Source organism: Sphingopyxis sp. KK2 (assembly GCF_001990265.1).
Taxonomy (GTDB): domain Bacteria; phylum Pseudomonadota; class Alphaproteobacteria; order Sphingomonadales; family Sphingomonadaceae; genus Sphingopyxis.
On the sequence record NZ_LYVN01000070.1, the window covers coordinates 1 to 19,927 of the forward strand.

The following is a 19,927-nucleotide window of genomic DNA, read 5'->3' on the forward strand; positions in this document are numbered from 1 at the left end:
TCTTCACCCAGCCGGGCAGCGAATCCTTGAGCGTCGCCGATGTTCAGGCGGTGATGGCGGGCGCGATCGCCGAGGCGCAGGCGCAGGGCCTGCCGTCGGTCATCGCTGTGACCGACCGCGTCGGCAACGTGCTCGGCATCTTCCGCATGAACGGCGCGCGCGCCACTGCGACCACCGGTGCGGCGCCCAATGGCGTCAACATGGACGCGCAGAATGTCACCGTCCCCGCCGAGGCAGGCGCGATCGCCAAGGCGGTGACCGGCGCTTACCTGTCGAGCGCGGGCAACGCCTTTTCGTCGCGCACCGCGAGCCAGATCGTCCAGGAACATTTCCCGCCCGCGCCGACCACCGTCGGGCTCGAAAGCGGCCCGCTGTTCGGCGTGCAGTTCAGCCAGCTGCCGTGCAGCGACCTCAGCGCGCGCTTCGGCGCGCCCGGCGGCGCCGCGCTGATCGGCCCGAAACGCTCGCCGCTCGGCCTGTCGGCCGACCCCGGCGGCCTGCCGCTCTACAAAAATGGCAAGCTGGTCGGCGGCATCGGGGTGATGGGCGACGGCGTCTATGGCAGCGACCCGAACATCCTCGACATCGACAATGATGCCGAGGAGTTCATCGCGCTCGCGGGCACCCGCGGTTTCGAGGCGCCGACGAGCATCACCGCCGACAAGATCACCGTCGACGGCACCACCTTGCGCTTTTCCGACGCCACCTATGGCGGCCTCAAATCCTCGGCGGGGGCGAGCTTCGGCAGCTTCAACGGCGTCGCGGGCAATCTCGTCGCGGTGATCGGCTATAATAATGCCGCGATCATCGCGGGCACCGTCTATGGCACCGAGGCCTCGGGCATGCGGCCCTCGACCGCCGCCGAGTTCAGCAACCGCGATGCCTATGTGCTCACCGATGGCAGCGGCACCAACCGCTATCCGATCCGCGCCGCAACCGACGCCGCGAGCAACAGCGCGCCGCTGACCCAGGCCGAAGTGCGCGCGGTGATGGAGGAAGCCTTCACGATCATCAGCCGTGCGCGCGGCCAGATCCGCCGCCCGCTCGACAGCCGCGCGCAGGTGTCGGTCAGCATCGTCGACACGCATGGCGCGATCCTCGGTATCGTCCGCTCGCCCGACGCGCCGATCTTCGGCACCGACGTGTCCTTGCAAAAGGCGCGCACCGCGATGTTCTTCTCGAACAGCATCGCCGGCGCCGACCTCAGCGCCAATGCCAGCGCCGACGTTCGCCAGTTCGTTACCGCGACGCGCACCTTCCTGAACGATCCCGCCGCGCTCACCGGCACGCACGCTTTCTCGGATCGCGCCAACGGCAATCTGTCGCGTCCCTATTTTCCGGACGGCGAGGTCGGGCGCCCGCACGGGCCGCTGTCGCGTCCGATCGCGCAGTTCAACCCCTTTTCGACCGGGCTGCAATCGGCGCTGATCATCGGCAATATCGGGCAGCATCTGGGCTTCGTCACCGGCGCCAGCGCGACCGACACGCCGCAGCGCTGCACGACGCTCCCCGACACGCCCACGGGCATCAACCGGCTGCAGAACGGCATCCAGATCTTCCCGGGCTCGGTCCCCATCTATCGCGGCAATCAGCTCGTCGGCGGCATCGGCGTCTCGGGCGACGGCATCGACCAGGACGATATGATCAGCTTTTTGGGCGCGCATAACGGCGGCGCGCGCGTCGGCAATGGCATCGGCAATGCCCCGGCGGCGATCCGCTCGGACCGCATCATCGTCAACCTCGCCGGCGGCGCCTCGGTCCGGCTGCGCTATATCGGCTGCCCCTTCGCCCCCTTCCTCGACACGGCGCAGCAAAATGTCTGCGATGGGCTCTAGACGATGAGCCTCGCGGGAAGCAGCCTTTGGCCGATCATTGCCAGCCTGGCGGCGCAAGGCGCGCCGGGCGAGGCGGCCGATCCTGCGCCTGCCGCACCAGAAGCGGCGCCCGCGCCCGAACCATCGCTCGACGACCTCACCCCGCCGCCGCCGCCGGTCGAGTGGCAGCAGATGATGACCGACGACATGATGACGCAGATCATCGACGGCCGCCGCCGCCCCGGTTATCGCCCCGACCTGCCCGACCAGCTCAAGCAGGACAATATCGGCGCGCTGCGCCCGCCGCCGCCCGAAGCCTTTCCGGGCATGGAGGACCAGCTTCCGGTCCCCGACCGCTGGCGCCTGATCGAGAGCCTCGGCGTCGTCAAGGAACGCTGGTTCGATCCCTATCACCAGAATACCTACAAGGGCGACCGCGCGATCTGCATCCCGAGTGCGGAGGAGCAGGAACTGCGCGAACGCGCGGGCGAGGCGCGCTGCAAGACACCGAAATTCTTGGGGTTGAAGGGCGACGACTGGTTCTTCATCGCCAATCTCGTCTCCGATACGGTGTTCGAGCCGCGAACCTTCCCGATCCCCGTTGGCGTCCAGACCACCTCGCGCCCGGGCAGCCTCGACGTCTTTGGGAAAAACCGCAGCTTCGTCGCGGCGCAGACCTTCATCGCCGGCGTCGCGCTGATCAAGGGTTCGACCGCGTTCAAGCCGCCCGACATCGAATATCGCCTGACCCTCGCCTATCAGGCCAATTATGTCGACGTGCCCGAACGGCGCGTGCTCGACGTGCGCCCGTCGAAAAAGAGCAACCGCTACGACTCGTTCCTCGGCGTGCAGGAATTGTTCGTCGACAAGCATCTCGGCAACGACAGCGACCGCTACGACTTTCACTCGATCCGCGTCGGCATCCAGCCGTTCCAGAGCGATTTCCGCGGCTTCCTGTTCCAGGATTCGCAGCTCGGCATCCGCTTCTTCGGCAACCGCGACAACAACCGCTTCCAATATAATCTCGCGGCTTTCTGGCGGCTCGAAAAGGACACCAACTCGGGTCTCAACGACATCACCCAGACGCCGCGCGACGATTTCATCTTCACCGGCAATGTCTATCGCCAGGATTTCCCCTTCGTCGGGCTGACCAGCCAGGTCAGCGTGACCTATAATATGAACCGCGAAAAGAACGACATTCAGATCGACCATAATGGCTTCCCGGTCCGGCCGGCGCTGCTCGGCGATTTGCGCGGGCGCGAATATGATGTCGTCTATCTCGGCTACAGCGCCGACGGGCGCATCGGCCGGATCAACCTGACCACCAGCCTCTATGCCGCTCTGGGCGAGGACCGGAACAGCTTCTTCACCAGCAAGCCCGCCAAGATCCGCGCGGGCTTCGCCGCCGCTGAACTCAGTTACGACCATGACTGGATGCGCTTCCGCCTCTCGGGCCTCTACGCCACCGGCGACAAGGATCCCTATAATAACACCGAGGGCGGCTTCGACGCGATCTTCGAAAACCCGATCTTCGGCGGCGCCGACACCAGCTATTGGATCCGCCAGACCATCCCCTTCGCGGGCGGCGGCCGTGTCATCTCGATCAACGGCCGCAACGGCATCCTCAATTCGCTGCGCTCGTCAAAGGAAGAGGGGCAGTCGAACTTCAACAACCCCGGCACCATATTCGTCGGCGCCGGCGCCGATTTCGACCTGTCGCCGCAGACGCGGGTCAGCTTCAACGCCAACCATCTCTGGTTCGCCGACACCTCCAGCCTCCAGGTGCTGCGCAGCGAGGATTCGATCCCCAAGGACATCGGTTACGACCTCTCGGTCGCGGCGATCTGGCGGCCAAAGGCGACGCAGAATATCGTCGGCCGCCTCAGCGCCGCGGTGCTGCTGCCGGGCAAGGGGTTCAAGGATTTGTTCGACAATAAAGAGGGCGACCGGGCCTATGTCTCGATCCTCGCCAATGTGATTTTGAGCTTTTGATGATGACCCGCAAGCTTCTCGCCCTGCTGGCCTTCGTCCTGATGGGCGCCAGCTTTGCCGTGTCGATGGCCTATGCCGCCGGCGGCGAAAAGCCGGTGAAGGTCGAATATCGCTTCAGCCCGCCCGCGCCCAAGGAACAGCCGGGCAAGACCTTCGAAGAGCGCGAAGCTGCGGTGATGGCCAAGTCGAAGGGCTGCTACAGCTGCCATACCCAGACTGACGCGCCGTCGATGCACGCGACCCCCGCGGTCCAGCTCGGCTGCACCGACTGCCATGGCGGCGACGCCGAATCGCCCGCGGCCTTCGGCGACGCGAAGCTCGGCTACGACAATCCCTATAATCTCGCGGCGATGAAGGTCGCGCATCCGCAGCCGACGCTGCCGAACAGCTGGGGGCACAGTTCGGCAAACCCCAAGCGCAGCTACACGCTGCTCAACAAGGAATCGCCCGAATTCATCCGCTTCATCAACCCCAGCGACTATCGCGTCGCGCGCGAGGCGTGCGGCGCGTGCCACCTCGAAACGATCGAGGCGACCGAACGCTCGCTGATGTCGACCTCGGCGATGCTGTGGGGCGGCGCGGCGTACAACAACGGCATCGTGCCCTATAAAAATTACGTGTTCGGCGAGGCTTATACCCGCAACGGCAAGCCCGCCTGCATCCTGTCGCCGACGACCTCGATGACGCCCGAGGAATATAAGAACGCCTGCGACCCCAAGGTGCCGTTCGAAAAGATCCTGACCGACAAGGAACGCGCGCGCGGTGCGCTCGCAAAAATGTACCCGCTGCCGCGCTGGAGCGTGATCCCGCCGGGCGACGTCTTCCGCGTCTTCGAACGCGGCGGGCGCAACATCAACACGCAATTCCCCGAAATCGGCCTGCCCAACCCGACCGGCAGCATCCAGCGCCTCGAGGAACCCGGCCGCCCCGACCTCAAACAGTCGAACCGCGGCCCCGGCACCGGGCTGCGCGTCGCGATCCCCGTGCTCAACATCCACAAGACGCGCCTCAACGATCCCTTGATGTGGTTCATGGGTACCAACGACCAGCCGGGCGACTATCGCCATTCGGGCTGTTCGGGTTGCCACGTCATCTATGCCAACGACCGCGAACCGCGCCACAGCCTGACTTATTCGCAATATGGCCGCGACGGCGAAACCGCGACGATCGACCCGACGATCAAGGACCGCAAGTGGAAGCCCGAAAGCGACGATCATGGCGGCGGCCACGGCGGCGGCGGTTCGGGCCATGGCGATGCCGCGAAGCACGCCCCCGACGAGGAAAAGCATGGCGGACTGATCGATCCCGCGGATGCCAAGGCGGGACCGCAGGTGTTCGCGAAGAAGGAACGGCTCGAAGCCGGCCACCCGATCAAGCATACTTTCACCCGCTCGATCCCGACCTCGCAGTGCATGACCTGCCACATGCACCAGCCCAATATCTTCCTGAACTCCTACCTCGGCTACACGATGTGGGACTATGAATCGGACGCGCCGCAGATGTGGCCCGGCCCGCACAACACCACGCCGCGCCCCGCGGGGATGAGCGACGAGGACTATCAGAAGAAATACAAGCAGCAGCATTATCCGACCGCGGCCGAGGTGCATAAGGTGCTCGAACGCAACCCCGAGGGCGCAGCGACGCGCGGCCTCTGGGCCGATGTCGAATTCCTGCGCGACGTCTATGACGTCAACGACACCAACAAGGACACCCAGTTCGCCGACTATCACGGCCATGGCTGGAACTTCCGCGGCATCTTCAAGCGCGACCGCAACGGCAATCTGCTGACCGCCGACGGCAATATGGCGACCTACGGCACCGATCCGAACATCATCGACCCCAGCGATCCCGAAAAATGGCGCAAGAGCTGCAGCCATTATACCGATCCCAAGGAACGCGACCTCTGCCTTGCCAGCGCCGACGCGGGTCGCCCGGGGGTCGAGGGCAAGTTCGTGCCCCCCGGCATCAATCCCGGCAAGGCGGTCCATATGATGGACATCCATGCCGAAAAGGGCATGCAATGCGCCGACTGCCATTTCGCACAGGACAGCCATGGCAATGGCTATATCCAGGGCGAGGTCGCCAATGCGGTCGAGATCAGCTGCAAGGATTGCCACGGCACCGCCGATGCGCTGCCCAATTTGCTGACCTCGAACGTCGCGGCGCGGCCGCAGGGCACCAACCTCGCGCTGCTGCGCAACCCCGACGGGCGGAGGCGCTTCGAATTCCAGTATAATGACAATGGCGACGTCACCGGGCTGATCCAGCGTTCGATCGTCGATCCCAAGCTCGAATGGCAGGTCAGCCTCGTCAAGCAGGCGGTGACCCCGGGGCCGCATTTCAATGCCAAGGCGGCACGCGCCAAGCTGATGGCGCGCAGCGGCGCCGACGACGGCAATTTCGCTTGGGGGCCCGACGTCGCCAAGGAAGACCGCGCGCACGGCGACGACAAGATGACCTGCTTCACCTGCCACCTCAGCTGGACCACCAGCTGCGGCGGGTGCCATTTGCCGATCGAGGCGAACTGGAAAACCAGCATGCACCATTTCGAGGGTGAGGAGACGCGCAACTTCGCGACCTACAACCCGCAGGTCGCGCGCGACGAGATGTTCCAGCTCGGCCGCCACCAGCTCACCAAGCCCGGCGAACCCGGCCCGAACGGCGAGGTGCGCGGCATCATCACCCCGGTGCGATCGACCTCGGCGCTGATCCTGTCGTCGACCAACATCAACCGCGAACGCATCTATGTTCAGCAGCCACCGATCAGTTCGGCGGGCTATTCGAGCCAGGCCTTCGCGCCGCATTTCCCGCACACCGTGCGCCGCCAGGAAACCAAGCAATGTTCGGACTGCCACCTGTCTGAAAATGACGACAACAATGCGATCATGGCGCAGCTCAACCTGCTCGGCACCAATTTCGTCAATTTCGTCGGCCTCAACGTCTGGTCGGGCATGGAGGATGGTTTCCAGGCGACGCGCGTCACCGAATGGGACGAGCCGCAGGCGGTGATCGGCAGCTATCTCCAGAAATATGCCTATCCCGATTATTGGAAGCTGCACGTCGAACAGAATGACCGCGAGCTCAAGAACTGGGTGCGCGGCAAGGTGTTCGACAAGAAGCTGTCGGGCGAAAAATATGCGCTCGAGGAATTCGCCAACATCGTTCAGGGCACCAGCGGCCGGGTGAACTGCCTGCAACAGCGCGGCGAATATATGTTCGTCGCAGAGGGCAAGGGCGGCTTCCGCGTCTATGACGTCGCGTCGATCGGCAACAAGGGCTTCTCCGAACGCATCATTCGCGCGCCCTTCTCGTCATTGGGCCACGACACGCATGTGAGGACGAAGAACGCGACCTGCATGGCGATCGCGACGACCCAGCCGATCAGCGTGTCGCGCAACGACCATATCGTGAAGGATTATCCGCAGAACCACGAACAGGTGATGCACCCCATCTATCGCTATGCGGTGATCACCGACAGCGTCGAAGGGCTGGTCCTCGTCGATATCGACACCTTGGCCGACGGCGAATTCCGCAACAACAGGCTGACGCGTGCACTGACCTGGAACGAGGGCAATGTGCTTGCGGGCGCGCGGCACGTCACGCTCGCGGGCAGCATCGCCTATGTCACCACCGACACCGGGCTCGTCGTGCTCGACCTGACCAACCCGCTCGAACCGAAGGTGACGGCGCAGCTTCCGCTCACCGACGCGCGCGCCAGCGCGGTGCAGTTCCGCTACCTTTGGGTCACCGATGCTGAGGGCGTGAAACTGTTCGACGTCACCAATCTCGCGCAGCCGGTGCCGGTGCCCGAGGGAACGGTGCGCCTCGCCAACGCGCGCAAAATCTATGTTGCGCGCACCTATATGTATGTCGCCGCAAAGGCCGATGGTCTCGTCATCGTCGACGTGACCAAGCCGACCGCGCCGCTCGTCTGGCCGGGCCAGACCTTCGGCGGCAAGCTCGTCGATGCCGAGGATGTGATCGTCGCCTCGACCAACGCCTCGCTCTTCGCTTATGTCGCCGACGGGCGCGCGGGCATCAAGGTGATCCAGCTGACCAGCCCCGACAATCCGGGCCTCTACGGCTTCTCGCCCAAACCGACCCCCGAACTCATCGCCTGGGCCAAGACCCCCTCGCCGGCGCTCGCGCTGTCGAAGGGCCTCGACCGCGACCGCGCGGTCGACGAGACCGGCGGCCAGATGGCGGTGTTCGGCCGCTTGGGCTCGCGCCCCTTCACCCGGCCGGAAATGGAGAAATTGTTCCTGAACAGCAGCGGCGCGGTCTACAAGGTGCGCGACAGCGACCCGAAGGATGCCGAACAGGCCGCGGCATGGCGCGGCCCCGACCGGCTCGGCGGCTAGCCAAGCGGCTCCGCCTGTGCGACAGCGTCGCACGGCGGATCGTCCCGCCGCATCCCAATTGTGAGACGCCAAGCCCGATGCGCCCGGTCGTGATTCCCCACCCCAGCCTCGGCGACAAATTGCGCCGTGCCGTGTGGAACGCCGTCTGGCTGCTGCTCTACCGTCCCAGCCCGATTCCGCTCCACGGCTGGCGTCGCTTTTTGCTCCGCCTGTTCGGCGCCACCATCGGTGCGGGCGCACGCCCCTATCCCAGCGCGCGCATCTGGGCGCCGTGGAATTTCGAAATGGGCGCCGGGTCGACGCTCGGCCCGCGCGGCGAAATCTATTCGGTGGCGCGCGTCACGCTCGGCCCCTGGTCGGTGGTCAGCCAGCGCGCCTATCTCTGCACCGCCAGCCACGACATCCACGCCCCCGGCTTCGCGCTCACCGCCGCGCCGATCGCGATCGGCCGTAACGCGTGGGTCGCCGCCGACGCCTTTGTCGGCCCCGGCGTGACGCTCGCCGACGGCGCGGTCGCCGCCGCGCGTGCGGTCGTGGTCAAGGATGTCGATCGCAATGTCATCGTCGGCGGCAACCCCGCCGCGCCGATCGGCACCAGCAGCCTCGCCGACTTCGCCGACGGATCGATGAAACCCGGCGGCTAGAGCCGCTCGGCCTGCACCACCGTGTCCGACGCGCGCAGCGCCGACAATATGCGCATCAAATGATGCACGTCGCGCACCTCGACGACGACGTCATAGGTGTGGAACCCGCCTTCGCGGTTCGACAGCCGCAAATTGGTGATGTTTGCCGAATTGGCGGCAAGGATGCCCGACATTTCGGCGAGCGTCCCGGGTTCGTTGAGGATGACGATGCACAGCCGCGCATTGCCGCCCTCGCTGTCTTCCTGCCAGCGCAGGTCGATCCAGTCGGCATCGATCCCGTCGGCCAGGCTGGGGCAGTCGATGACATGCACCTCGATCCCCTCGCCCGGGCGCGCCAGCCCGACGATGCGGTCGCCGGGAACCGGGTGGCAGCAGTCGGCGAGCTGATAGGCGACCCCGGGGGTCAGCCCCTCGATCGACACCGCCGCGCCCTGCGCCAGCTTGCCGGGCTTCGACTTCATCTCGGCGGTGATGCCGGGGACCAGCGCCTCGAGCACCGCATTGTCCGACAGCCGCCGCTTGCCGATCGCCACGTAAAGCGCGGTATCGTCCTCGAGCTTGAGCCGGGTCAGCGCCGCGGCGCGCGCCTTGTCGCCGACCTTGCCGGGTACGCGCGCGACGATCTCGTCGTACATCTTGCGCCCAAGCGAGGCGAGCTCGACCTTTTCCTTCGACCGCACATGGCGGCGGATCGCCGCGCGCGCCTTGCCGGTCACGGCAAAGCCCAGCCAGGCGGGCTGCGGCGTCTGCTTGTCCGACGACAATATTTCGACCGTGTCGCCATTGGCGAGCTGGGTGCGCAGCGGCACCAGCCGCCCGTTGACCTTGGCGCCGACCGTGCGGTCGCCGAGCTTGGTATGCACCGCATAGGCGAAGTCCACCGGGGTCGCGCCCTTGGGCAGCTGGTGCAGGCTTCCCTTCGGCGTGAAGGCGAAAATGCGATCCTGGTACATCGCGATGCGCGTATTCTCGAGGAATTCGTCGGGATCGTGCGTCTGTTCGAGGATTTCGAGCAGGTCGCGGATCCACCCCGCCTGCCCGTCGGGCACCGTGCCGCCCTGCTTATAGGCCCAATGCGCGGCAAAGCCGAATTCGGACTGCTGGTGCATCGCAAGGCTGCGGATCTGGATCTCGATGCGCATATTCTGCTGGTGCATGATCGTCGTGTGCAGCGACTTGTACCCGTTGCGCTTCGGGGTCGAGACATAATCCTTGAACCGCCCCGGCACCATTTTCCACTTGCGGTGGAGCAGTCCGAGCGCGGCGTAGCAATCGGCGTCGGTCGGCGTGATGATGCGGAACGCGATGATGTCGGTCACCTGTTCGAAGCTGACGTGGCGCTCCTGCATCTTGCGCCAGATCGAATAGGGATGCTTCTCGCGCCCCGACACATCGGCCTCGATCCCGTTCTTGGCGAGCAGTTCCTTGAACTCGCGTGTGATCGTCGCGACCTTGTCCTTGCCGCCGGCGGCGAGCTTGGCCAGCCGCCCGGTGATCGTCGCATAGGCTTCGGGCTCGAGCTCGCGAAAGGCGAGCATCTGCATCTCGCGCATATATTCATACATGCCGATCCGCTCGGCGAGCGGGGCATAGATATCCATCGTCTCGCGCGCGATGCGGCGGCGCTTGTCGGGGTTCTGGATGAAATGCAGCGTGCGCATATTGTGCAGCCGGTCGGCGAGCTTGACCAGCAGCACCCGAATGTCGTCGGACATGGCGAGCAGGAATTTGCGCAGATTCTCCGCCGCGCGCTCATTCTCGGTCTGCGCCTCGATCTTCGACAGCTTGGTCACCCCGTCGACCAGCCGCGTCACGTCGGGGCCGAACAGCCGTTCGATCTCCTCGGGCGTGGTCAGCGTATCCTCGAGCGTGTCGTGGAGCAGCGCGGTGACGATCGTCTCGCTGTCGAGGTGGAGGTCGGTTAAGATGCCCGCGACCTCGACCGGATGGCTGAAATAGGGGTCGCCCGACGCGCGTTTCTGGCTGCCGTGCTTCTGCACGGTGAAGACATAGGCGCGGTTCAGCAACGCCTCGTCGACGTCGGGATCATAAGCGCGCACGCGCTCGACAAGTTCATATTGACGCAGCATCCTGTCCCAATGTCGTGCATGCGGGGACAAATGCAATGCGAAACTTAACTGCGTTCTGCCGCCGGTGCGCCGCAATTTTGGTAAACGGCTTTGGAAGCATCGTGCGCGGAGGCTATGGCGGGGGGCAATGACAGCGACCGAAGCTCTGGATTCGACCGCCGCCGCGCCGCGTGTGTCGATGGTGATGCCCGTGCACAATGGCGCGCGCTGGCTCGAAGAGGCGATCGATTCGGTCCTCGACCAGGATTTCGCCGATTTCGAACTGATCCTCGTCGACGATGCCTCGCGCGACGACAGCCCGGCGATCATGGCCGCCGCCGCGGCGCGCGATCCGCGCGTCCGCCATGTCCGGCTCGACACCAATGTCGGCCTGCCCGCAGCGCTCAACCATGGTTTCGCGCAGGCACGCGGCGAATTGCACAGCTGGACCTCGGACGACAATCTCCTCCGTCCGCAGATGCTTGACCGTCTCGTCGCGACGCTCGACGCCAATCCGCAAGCCGGCGTCGCCTTTGCCGATTTCGCGCTGATCGACGACGAGGGCAGGGACCTCGGCTGCTCGCGCGTCGGGCCGGTCGAACGGCTGCTCCACGGCAATAATATCGGCGCCGCCTTCCTTTATCGCAGCGCGGTGACCGAGGCGCTCGGCGGCTATGACGTCGGGCTGTTCGGGGTCGAGGATTATGATTTCTGGCTCCGTGCCGCCCAGCGCTTCGCCTTCGTCGAACTGCACGAGGATCTCTATCGCTACCGCAAGCATGGCGGCAGCCTGACCAGCCAGCGCGCCGACCAGATCCAGGCGCTGACCGCGTTCATCGTCGAGCGCGCGATGCCTGACCAACTGCCCGCGCGCAGCCGCAGCGAGATCCTGCTCGGCCTCGCGCTCAAGACCCAGCGGCGCTGGCGCTTCGACCTCGTGCGCCGCGCGCTTGCCGCGCATCCCGCGACGGTGCTCGCGCGCCTGCCCGCGCTCGCGCGCTGGACGCTCGTCGTCGCGCGCAACCGCCTCGCCGCCTGACCGGCTCGCAAAAGAAAAGCCGCCGTGCCTCCCCGGGAGGATGGGAGGTCGCGGCGGCTCTCTATCGGCCTGGGTGGAAGGGGGGAGGGGAGTGCCGCCCACCCGGCCGGGTCAGGCTGCGCCGTTGCAGCGCGCCAATTCTTCGGCTTCGAGCGCCTTGCCGTCGGCGATGAAACCCTTCACTTCGCCGGCCTCGCGGGCGAGGCTCGCGCACATCATCAGCGGACGGCTGCTGCCGCGCGCGCCGACACAGCTCGTGCCTTCGCACGACCAGACGATGCCGCGTGCGACGAATTTGCCCTTCGGCGCGGGGGCCGACAGCTCGGCGCGATAATAGGCGCCGCCGCCGGCGGCCTGGACCGTCGCGGGCAGCGCGGCGGTGCCGGCAAGCGCGACGCCGATCAGCGGCATGAAGCGCGCCGCGGAGGAAGGTTTGAACATGGGTCCGAACATGGGGAGGTCTCCTTTTTTGGCACCTATTTTAGGTTGCAAAATGAAATTTAGGATGCCGGTTGCGAAATGCAACTCGGCCCATATATTTTTTGTGCGGGGGCCGATTTTACGTTAGGGCTGGGCCTATGGGAAAATTACGCGAACCGCTGAACATGCTGTACGGGGACAATTGCGCCCTGCCGCTCGCGCTCGAGGCGATGGGCGAGCGATGGTCGTTCATGATCCTGCGGGCCGCCTTCAACGGCGTCCATCATTTCGAGGAATTCCAGCAGGAACTCAGCATCGCGCGCAACATCCTTTCGAACCGGCTGTCGAAGCTGGTCGACCATGGCATCATGGCGCGCGAGGTGATGGCCGAGGATCGCCGCAAGGTGCGCTACGAGCTTACCGAAAAGGGCCTCGAACTGTTGCCGGCGATGATCGCGCTGCGTCAATGGGGCGAAAAATGGGGCGCGGGCGTGCCCTCGACCCCGGTGCTCGTCGATGTGCTCGACGAACAGCCGATCGGCCCGGTCACGATCACCGCGCACGACGGTCGCCCGATCGGCTATAAGGAACTGGTGTGGAAGCACCGCTCCGAATTGCAGCCGCTGGGCCAGGCGCGTGCGCGCACCGACGAACGGATGGCGCCGGTTGCCGCTGAATGACGCGCGGCGCGCCGTTTCGCCTTCTCCCTTGCCGTTGACCGCGACCCCGCGACCGATGCCCTTGTTCGGACTGTCCTCGCCGGGTCCCTTTTTCGACAACAAGGTGCGCGCCTTCTGGAACCTCCAGATATTGGGCTGGCTCGCCTGGCTCGGACTGCGCGGCATCTCGGGTCTCGCCAACGGCCAGCCGCTCGCCTTCCTGATCCCACAGACGGTGTCGGCGATAACCGGCTTCTCGCTCTCGCTGATCCTGTCGGTCTGCTACCGCACGCTGATCAACCGCCGTCCGCTGCTGATGTGGGGGGTCAGCTTCGGCCTCGCGGGCGTCGCAACCGCGCTCTGGGCATTTACCGATGCCTGGGTCGCGCAGATCCAGAACCCGAACAGCGACGCGGGCTTCACCGGCCTGCTGCTCGGCGCGGTCTATATCGACGCGACCTCGCTCGCCGCCTGGTCGGCGCTCTATTTCGCGATCAACTATTTCCTCCAGCTCGAGGAACAGAATGATCGCGTCCTCCGTCTCGAGGCGCAGGCGGCCTCGGCGCAGCTCGCGATGCTGCGCTACCAGCTCAACCCGCATTTCCTGTTCAACACGCTCAACAGCATTTCGACCCTGGTGCTGCTCAAACAGTCCGAGCCTGCCAATGCGATGCTCTCGCGCCTCTCGGCCTTCCTGCGCTACACGCTCGCCAACGAGCCCACGGCGCAGGTGACGCTGGCGCAGGAGATCGAGACGCTGAAGCTCTATCTCGACATCGAAAAGATGCGCTTCGAGGAACGGCTGCGCCCGCATTTCGCGATCGATCCCGCGGTTGCGCGCGCGCGCCTGCCCTCGCTGCTGCTCCAGCCGCTGATCGAAAACGCGATCAAATATGCCGTCACCCCGCAGGAGGATGGCGCCGACATCACGATTTCGGCTCAATTGGCCGGTCAAAATGTTCGGATTACCGTGTCGGATACCGGCTCGGGATTGTCAGCCGATGGCGCCGACCCCACCACTGGCTTCGTTGCAACGGAATCGACCGGTGTGGGTTTAGCCAATATCAGAGACCGGCTGGCGCAGGCTTTTGGCGACCAGCATCGGTTCGATACCCAGACGGGTGCTGATGGCGGGTTCACGGTGGTGATCGAGTTTCCGTTTCAGCCCGACGGGCAAATGACGATTGGAACCGAGCGAACATGACGATCAGAACCATCCTGGTGGATGACGAAAAATTGGCGACCCAGGGCCTGCAATTGCGGCTCGAAGCGCACAGCGATGTCGAAATCGTCGACACCGCCCAAAATGGCCGCGAGGCCATCCGCAAGATCAAGACCCACAAACCCGACCTCGTATTCCTCGACATCCAGATGCCCGGCTTCGACGGCTTCTCGGTGATCCAGGGATTGATGGAGGTCGAACCGCCGCTCGTCGTCTTCGTGACCGCCTATTCGGACCATGCGATCCGTGCGTTCGAGGCGCAGGCGGTCGATTATCTGGTCAAGCCGGTCGAACCCGAACGGCTCGCCGACGCGCTCGACCGCGTCCGCCAGCGTCTCGCCGAAAAGCGCGGCGCGGCCGAGGTCGAACGGCTGAAGACCGTGCTCGCCGAGGTCGCGCCCGACGCGGTCGACGATTATGACGCCGAAATCGCGCCCGACGCGCATGCCGCCGACCGCTATGAAAAGATGATCAACATCAAGGATCGCGGCCAGATCTTCCGCGTCGACGTCGACAGCATCGAACGCATCGACGCGGCGGGCGATTATATGTGCATCTACACCGCCGACAATTCGCTGATCCTGCGCGAAACGATGAAGGACCTCGAAAAGCGGCTCGACCCGCGCAACTTCCAGCGCGTCCACCGCTCGACGATCGTCAACCTCAGCCAGGTCAAGCAGGTCAAGCCGCACACCAACGGCGAATGCTTCCTCGTGCTCGGATCGGGCGCGCAGGTGAAGGTCAGCCGCAGCTACCGCGACGTGGTTGCCAGGTTCGTGCACTGACGGCCGATTAAATAGTCCTCGTCATTGCGAGCGTAGCGAAGCAATCCAGGGCGGTTCAGGACTGCTCTGGATTGCCGCGTCGCCTTCGGCTCCTCGCAATGACGAGGCTCTTTAGAGTTGGTGCCCCGTCCTATCCCGCTTCGTTGCGAGATATTGCTCATTATATTTGTTCGTCGGCAGCGCGAGCGGGATACGTTCGACGACTTCGACGCCCTCCCTCTCCAGCCGCGCGACCTTTTCGGGGTTGTTCGTCATCAGCCGGATGCGCGGCACGTTGAGTAACTCCAGCATCCGCCCGGCGATCGCGAAATCGCGCGCCTCGACGGGGAAACCCAGCCGCAGATTGGCGTCGACCGTGTCGTAACCCTGGTCCTGCAGCGCATAGGCGCGCAGCTTGTTGACCAGCCCGATCCCGCGCCCTTCCTGCCTGAGGTAAAGCAGCACGCCCCACGGCGCATCGGCCATCGCGTGCAGCGCGGCGTGGAGCTGCGGCCCGCAATCGCATTTCAGACTGCCGAGCACGTCGCCGGTCAGGCACTCGCTGTGCAGCCGCACCACCGGCGGATTGCCGTCGCGCTTGCCGATGACCAGCGCGACATGGTCCGACGCCTCTTCGGGCGTCCGGAACGCAACGATCTCGGCGCTTTCGCTCGCCTCGACCGGCAGCCGCGCGCGTGCCGCGATATGCAGCCGCGCCGGATCGAGCAGCGCGTCGACGTCGCCCGCTTCGCACGCGGTTTCGGCCTCGCCCGCGGCCTCGCGGACAAAAAAGGCGGGGAGCAGCCCGGCGTGGCGCGCCATCAGCATCGCCGCACTCGCCGCGGCCTCACCTCCGGTCGCGACGGTGCGGAACGGGCCCTTCCACGGATTGGCGAGGTCGAGCGCGGGGTCGGCGATCGCCAGCCCCGCCGCGACATTGCTCGCCGCGCCCGCCAGCCGTACCGGCCCCGGCGCCGCGGCGGCGCGCTGGTTGGTCAGCTTCAGCGTCACCGCCCGCTCGCCCGACAGCAGCACGTCGCCCGAAGCGAAATCGGCGAGCGCCGCATCGCTCGCGCTCTCGATCGCGAGCAGGTCGAGCGCGCCGTCCACGCCGGTGACGCGCACCGGCCAGCCGCGCCGCAGCGCATCGATGCCGCGCGCCGCGCGCCGCGCGCCCTCGTTTCGGGCGTCGCTCAAAAATCGAACTCGGTGATCAGCGGGATATGGTCCGATGGCCGTTCCCAGCTGCGCGCGGGCTGGACGATGCGGTGCGCCACCGCCTTGGCGAGCAGATCGGGCGTCACCCACATATGGTCGAGCCGCCGCCCGCGGTTCGACAGCTCCCAATCCTTCGCGCGATAGCTCCACCAGGTGAAGAGCGGCGTCGGCGCCGCGATGAAATGGCGCCCCAGGTCGACCCACTGCGAGGCCGCCTGCAATTTCGCCAGCGTCTCGACCTCGATCGGGGTGTGGCTGACGACGTCGAGCAGCGCCTTATGATTCCACACATCGCTCTCGAGCGGCGCGACGTTGAAATCGCCGGTCAGCACCGTCGGCTGGTCGAGCGCGCCCGACCATTCGGTCATCCGCGCATAGAAATCGAGCTTCTGCCCGAATTTGGGGTTGATCTCGCGGTCGGCGATGTCGCCGCCGGCGGGGATATAGACATTGTCGAGCCGCACGCCCGACGGCAGCGTGACGCCGACATGGCGCGCCTCGCCATTCGCCTGCCAGTCATATTTGCGCACGTCGGTCAGCGGCACCTTGCTGACGATCGCGACGCCGTGGTGCATGCGCTGGCCGTGGGTGACGATATGCGTGTAGCCCAGCGACCGGAACATGTCGGGCGGAAAGGACACGCACTCGACCTTCGTCTCCTGCAGGCAGAGGATGTCGGGCGCTTCCTCGCGCAGGAACTTCTCGACGATGCCGATGCGGGCGCGGACGCTGTTGATGTTCCACGAAGCGATGCTGGTTGTCATGGGCTGGCTCTATCGGCGCATGGCGCCCTTCGCAATGCGGTTGCCGCGCCGGCCTGCTCTCCCACCCGGCCTCCCCGACGATAGTAGCCTGTGGGAGGCCCTTCGACGCCACGCGTCGTCTTCGGGCGGTGGGGGAGCGGGCCGGTGCGGCCTGCGCCGTCAGGCGCAAAAGAGGGCGCGCCGCAAAAATTAAACCCCCGTTCCAGGGGCGGTGGAACGGGGGTTCAAGGTCAGCGTTCGTCACGCTCTTGAATGAAGGTGCCTGGCGTTCCGGTTGGGGCAACAGGGGGAAACCCAGAACCGGGGCCGTGTTGGCGCCTTCGAGTGTTGGAATAGACCCGCTTCCCTGTCGCCAAGCTGAACGAAAATCCGGCGGATATGGGCGGTTTTGCAGTTCGTCGATGACAAACGGCGGTTGGTCCGAAAAACGGCGCCGAATCCCGATCTTGGAATTCGGCGCCGTTCATTTTCGGCTGTGGATAAATCCAGATTAGCTTCCACGCCCGCGCGAACGGGGGCGCGGGTCGGTCCATTTGAACGCCGAATCGGCGACCGCGACGTTGAACTTCTGGTTGCTGAGGTCGATGCGCGTGCGGTTGTTCTGCGAATCGAGCGCGACCCAGCCGCGCAGGCGCAGCCCGCCGGGGGCGCCGCCGTCGCGCACGAACACCATCGTGATCGTGCCATATTCGGGACGCTTGGGGTCCTTGACCTCGACGCTGACGACGTCGCCGCTGCCCGTCGGCAAAACCTTGGCATATTTGCTCATGTCGCGGTCGGGATCGAGCAGCGCGCCGAGCGGCGAATTCTTGACCGGCCAGCGCTGGACCTGCTTCACCTCATAATCGATCATCGTCAGCGAGCTGCCGTCGCCGACGATCAGCAGCGGCACGCCCTTCTGATACTGGAACCGGATCTTGCCGGGGCGCTTCAGCGTCAGCTGGCCGGTCAGCCGCTGGCCGTTGCGGTCGGTCTGGACGAAATCGGCGGTCATCGAGCTCGTCGCTTTCAGGTGCGACTGCACCGACGACAGCGTGGTCGACGCCGACTGCGCAATCGCCGGGGCGCTGAACGCCAGTGCCGTCGCGGCGGCGGGGACGAGCGCCAGCGCCGCGGCGCGGGTCAGGGTCAGGCGGGGGAAATTCAGGGTCATGATGCTCTCATTCTGCCACTAGGACCGCCGGGCTATGCCAATATCGCGTTGAACGCGCTGTGAACCCGGCGTTTGGATGCTGTTCAAGTCGCGAGCGCCGGCTTTGGTTCCGGTCCCGCCTTATCGCTGCTGCCCATATTGGTCGGTCAGCACGTCGCGCCGACCGACATGATTAGGGGGGCTGACGAGTCCCTCCTCCTCCATCCGCTCGATCAGCCTTGCCGCGCTGTTGTAACCGATGCGGAGCTGCCGCTGCAGCCAGCTCGTCGAGGCCTTCTGGCTCTCGACGACGATCTGGCACGCCTTGGCATACATGCGGTCCTCGGCGCTGTCGCCGCCGGCGGGGGCGCCTTCCATCGCGAAACCGCCATCCTCGGGATCCTCGGTGACGCTCTCGACATAGTCGGGCTGGCCCTGGCCGCGCCAATGGTCGGCGACCGCGCGCACCTCGTCGTCCGAGACGAACGGCCCGTGGATACGCGTGATCTGCTTGCCGCCGGGCACGTACAGCATGTCGCCCTTGCCCAGCAGCTGCTCGGCGCCCGCTTCGCCCAGGATGGTGCGGCTGTCGATCTTCGACGTGACGTTGAAGCTGATGCGCGTCGGCAGGTTTGCCTTGATGACGCCGGTGATGACGTCGACCGACGGGCGCTGCGTCGCGAGGATCAGGTGGATGCCCGCCGCGCGCGCTTTCTGCGCGAGCCGCTGGATCAGGAACTCGACCTCCTTGCCTGCGGTCATCATCAAATCGGCGAGCTCGTCGACCACGACCACGATCTGCGGCAGCGGCGCATAGTCGAGCGTCTCTTCCTCATAGAGCGGCTGGCCGGTCTCGGGGTCGTAACCGACCTGCACCCGCCGCCCGAGCGACTTGCCCTTCGCCAGCGCGGTGCGGACCTTGTCGTTGTAGCTCGCGAGGTTGCGCACCGACAGCGACGACATCATTCGGTACCGGTCCTCCATCTGCTCGACCGCCCATTTCAAGGCGCGGATCGCCTTCTTGGGCTCGGTCACAACCGGGGCGAGCAGGTGCGGGATGCCGTCATAGACGCTGAGCTCGAGCATCTTGGGGTCGATCATGATCAGCTTCACCTGATCGGGGCCGAGCCGGTAGAGCAGCGACAGGATCATCGCGTTCAGACCGACCGACTTGCCCGACCCGGTGGTGCCCGCGATCAACAGGTGCGGCATCGGCGCAAGGTCGGCGATCACGGGGTCGCCGCTGATATTCTTGCCGAGGATGATGGGCAGCGCGCCGGTCTGTTCCTGGAACAGTGCGCTGCCGATCATTTCGTGCAGCACCACCGCCTCGCGATGCGCGTTGGGCAGCTCGATGCCGATCACGGTGCGGCCGGGGATCGGCGCGATGCGCGCCGACAGCGCCGACATGTTGCGCGCGATATCGTCGGCCAGGTTCGACACGCGGCTCGCCTTGGTGCCCGGGGCGGGTTCCAGCTCGTACATGGTGACGACCGGACCGGGGCGCACCGCGGTGATCACGCCCTTGACCTGGAAATCCTCGAGCACCGATTCGAGCAGCCGCGCGTTGCGCTCCAGCCCCGCCTTGTCGATCTGCCCGGTCGGCGCCGGCGGCGCGGGCGCGAGCAGGTCGACCGACGGCATCTTGTAGGTCGTGAACAGGTCGGTCTGCGGTTTCGGCTTCGGCTTCGATGGCGCGCTCCGCTGCGCCGGATCGGCGATCTCGGGCGGCGCACGTTCGCTCGGTTCGGCGCGCGCGCGCGGACGGATCACCCGCTCCATCAGGTTCGGCGCCTTGGTTGCGGCCGCCGCGGCGGGGGCCGCAACCA

14 protein-coding genes are annotated in these 19,927 nt (G+C 65.6%); 8 read left to right on the plus strand and 6 right to left on the minus strand.

Annotation, left to right across the window (positions count from 1 at the left end; genetic code table 11):
* From B1A78_RS12705 to B1A78_RS12720, 4 genes are all read left to right on the plus strand, one after another.
* Positions 1-1,835 (plus strand): heme-binding protein (locus B1A78_RS12705; protein WP_306171654.1); only part of this gene is annotated, 1,835 nt, incomplete at its 5' end.
* Positions 1,836-1,838: 3 nt separating this feature from the next.
* Positions 1,839-3,806, plus strand: coding sequence for a hypothetical protein (locus B1A78_RS12710; protein WP_144037802.1), 1,968 nt, complete (start codon positions 1,839-1,841; stop codon positions 3,804-3,806).
* Between the two features lie 2 nt (positions 3,807-3,808).
* The gene (locus tag B1A78_RS12715) at positions 3,809-8,167 is read left to right on the plus strand and encodes a hypothetical protein (protein WP_077147343.1); all 4,359 of its coding nucleotides are present in this window, start codon (positions 3,809-3,811) and stop codon (positions 8,165-8,167) included.
* An 89-nt stretch (positions 8,168-8,256) separates the two neighbouring features.
* Positions 8,257-8,811, plus strand: a complete 555-nt coding sequence (locus tag B1A78_RS12720; RefSeq protein ID WP_256838153.1) for a putative colanic acid biosynthesis acetyltransferase — start codon at positions 8,257-8,259, stop codon at positions 8,809-8,811.
* Here the strand turns inward: B1A78_RS12720 and B1A78_RS12725 are convergent.
* Positions 8,808-10,901 carry a bifunctional (p)ppGpp synthetase/guanosine-3',5'-bis(diphosphate) 3'-pyrophosphohydrolase gene (locus B1A78_RS12725; protein WP_077147332.1) on the minus strand — a complete coding sequence of 698 codons (2,094 nt, stop codon included), beginning with the start codon at positions 10,899-10,901 and terminating at the stop codon, positions 8,808-8,810. The genes B1A78_RS12720 and B1A78_RS12725 overlap by 4 nt on opposite strands.
* A gap of 127 nt (positions 10,902-11,028) precedes the next feature.
* Here B1A78_RS12725 and B1A78_RS12730 point away from each other — a divergent pair, with 127 nt between their 5' ends.
* The gene (locus tag B1A78_RS12730) at positions 11,029-11,919 is read left to right on the plus strand and encodes a glycosyltransferase (RefSeq protein ID WP_077147333.1); all 891 of its coding nucleotides are present in this window, start codon (positions 11,029-11,031) and stop codon (positions 11,917-11,919) included.
* Between the two features lie 111 nt (positions 11,920-12,030).
* On the opposite strand, the gene B1A78_RS12735 is transcribed toward B1A78_RS12730, so the two are convergent.
* Positions 12,031-12,372 carry a hypothetical protein gene (locus B1A78_RS12735; RefSeq protein ID WP_144037803.1) on the minus strand — a complete coding sequence of 114 codons (342 nt, stop codon included), beginning with the start codon at positions 12,370-12,372 and terminating at the stop codon, positions 12,031-12,033.
* Positions 12,373-12,497: 125 nt separating this feature from the next.
* Here B1A78_RS12735 and B1A78_RS12740 point away from each other — a divergent pair, with 125 nt between their 5' ends.
* From B1A78_RS12740 to B1A78_RS12750, 3 genes are read left to right on the plus strand one after another with little or no spacing between them, the layout of a single operon-like run.
* The gene (locus B1A78_RS12740; RefSeq protein ID WP_077147335.1) at positions 12,498-13,019 is read left to right on the plus strand and encodes a helix-turn-helix domain-containing protein; all 522 of its coding nucleotides are present in this window, start codon (positions 12,498-12,500) and stop codon (positions 13,017-13,019) included.
* Positions 13,020-13,074: 55 nt separating this feature from the next.
* The gene (locus tag B1A78_RS12745; RefSeq protein ID WP_077147336.1) at positions 13,075-14,202 is read left to right on the plus strand and encodes a sensor histidine kinase; all 1,128 of its coding nucleotides are present in this window, start codon (positions 13,075-13,077) and stop codon (positions 14,200-14,202) included.
* Positions 14,199-15,005, plus strand: coding sequence for a LytTR family DNA-binding domain-containing protein (locus tag B1A78_RS12750; protein ID WP_077147337.1), 807 nt, complete (start codon positions 14,199-14,201; stop codon positions 15,003-15,005). Before B1A78_RS12745 ends, B1A78_RS12750 begins: the two co-directional genes overlap by 4 nt.
* A gap of 111 nt (positions 15,006-15,116) precedes the next feature.
* On the opposite strand, the gene ribA is transcribed toward B1A78_RS12750, so the two are convergent.
* The 4 genes from ribA to B1A78_RS12770 form a co-directional block, all read right to left on the minus strand.
* Positions 15,117-16,181, minus strand: a complete 1,065-nt coding sequence (ribA, locus tag B1A78_RS12755) for a GTP cyclohydrolase II (RefSeq protein WP_077147338.1) — start codon at positions 16,179-16,181, stop codon at positions 15,117-15,119.
* Positions 16,178-16,966, minus strand: coding sequence for an exodeoxyribonuclease III (locus B1A78_RS12760; protein ID WP_077147339.1), 789 nt, complete (start codon positions 16,964-16,966; stop codon positions 16,178-16,180). Before B1A78_RS12760 ends, ribA begins: the two co-directional genes overlap by 4 nt.
* 490 nt (positions 16,967-17,456) lie before the next feature.
* The gene (locus B1A78_RS12765; RefSeq protein ID WP_077147340.1) at positions 17,457-18,119 is read right to left on the minus strand and encodes an outer membrane lipoprotein carrier protein LolA; all 663 of its coding nucleotides are present in this window, start codon (positions 18,117-18,119) and stop codon (positions 17,457-17,459) included.
* A 120-nt stretch (positions 18,120-18,239) separates the two neighbouring features.
* On the minus strand, positions 18,240-19,927 hold a 1,688-nt coding region (locus B1A78_RS12770), incomplete at its 5' end, for a DNA translocase FtsK (RefSeq protein WP_077147341.1).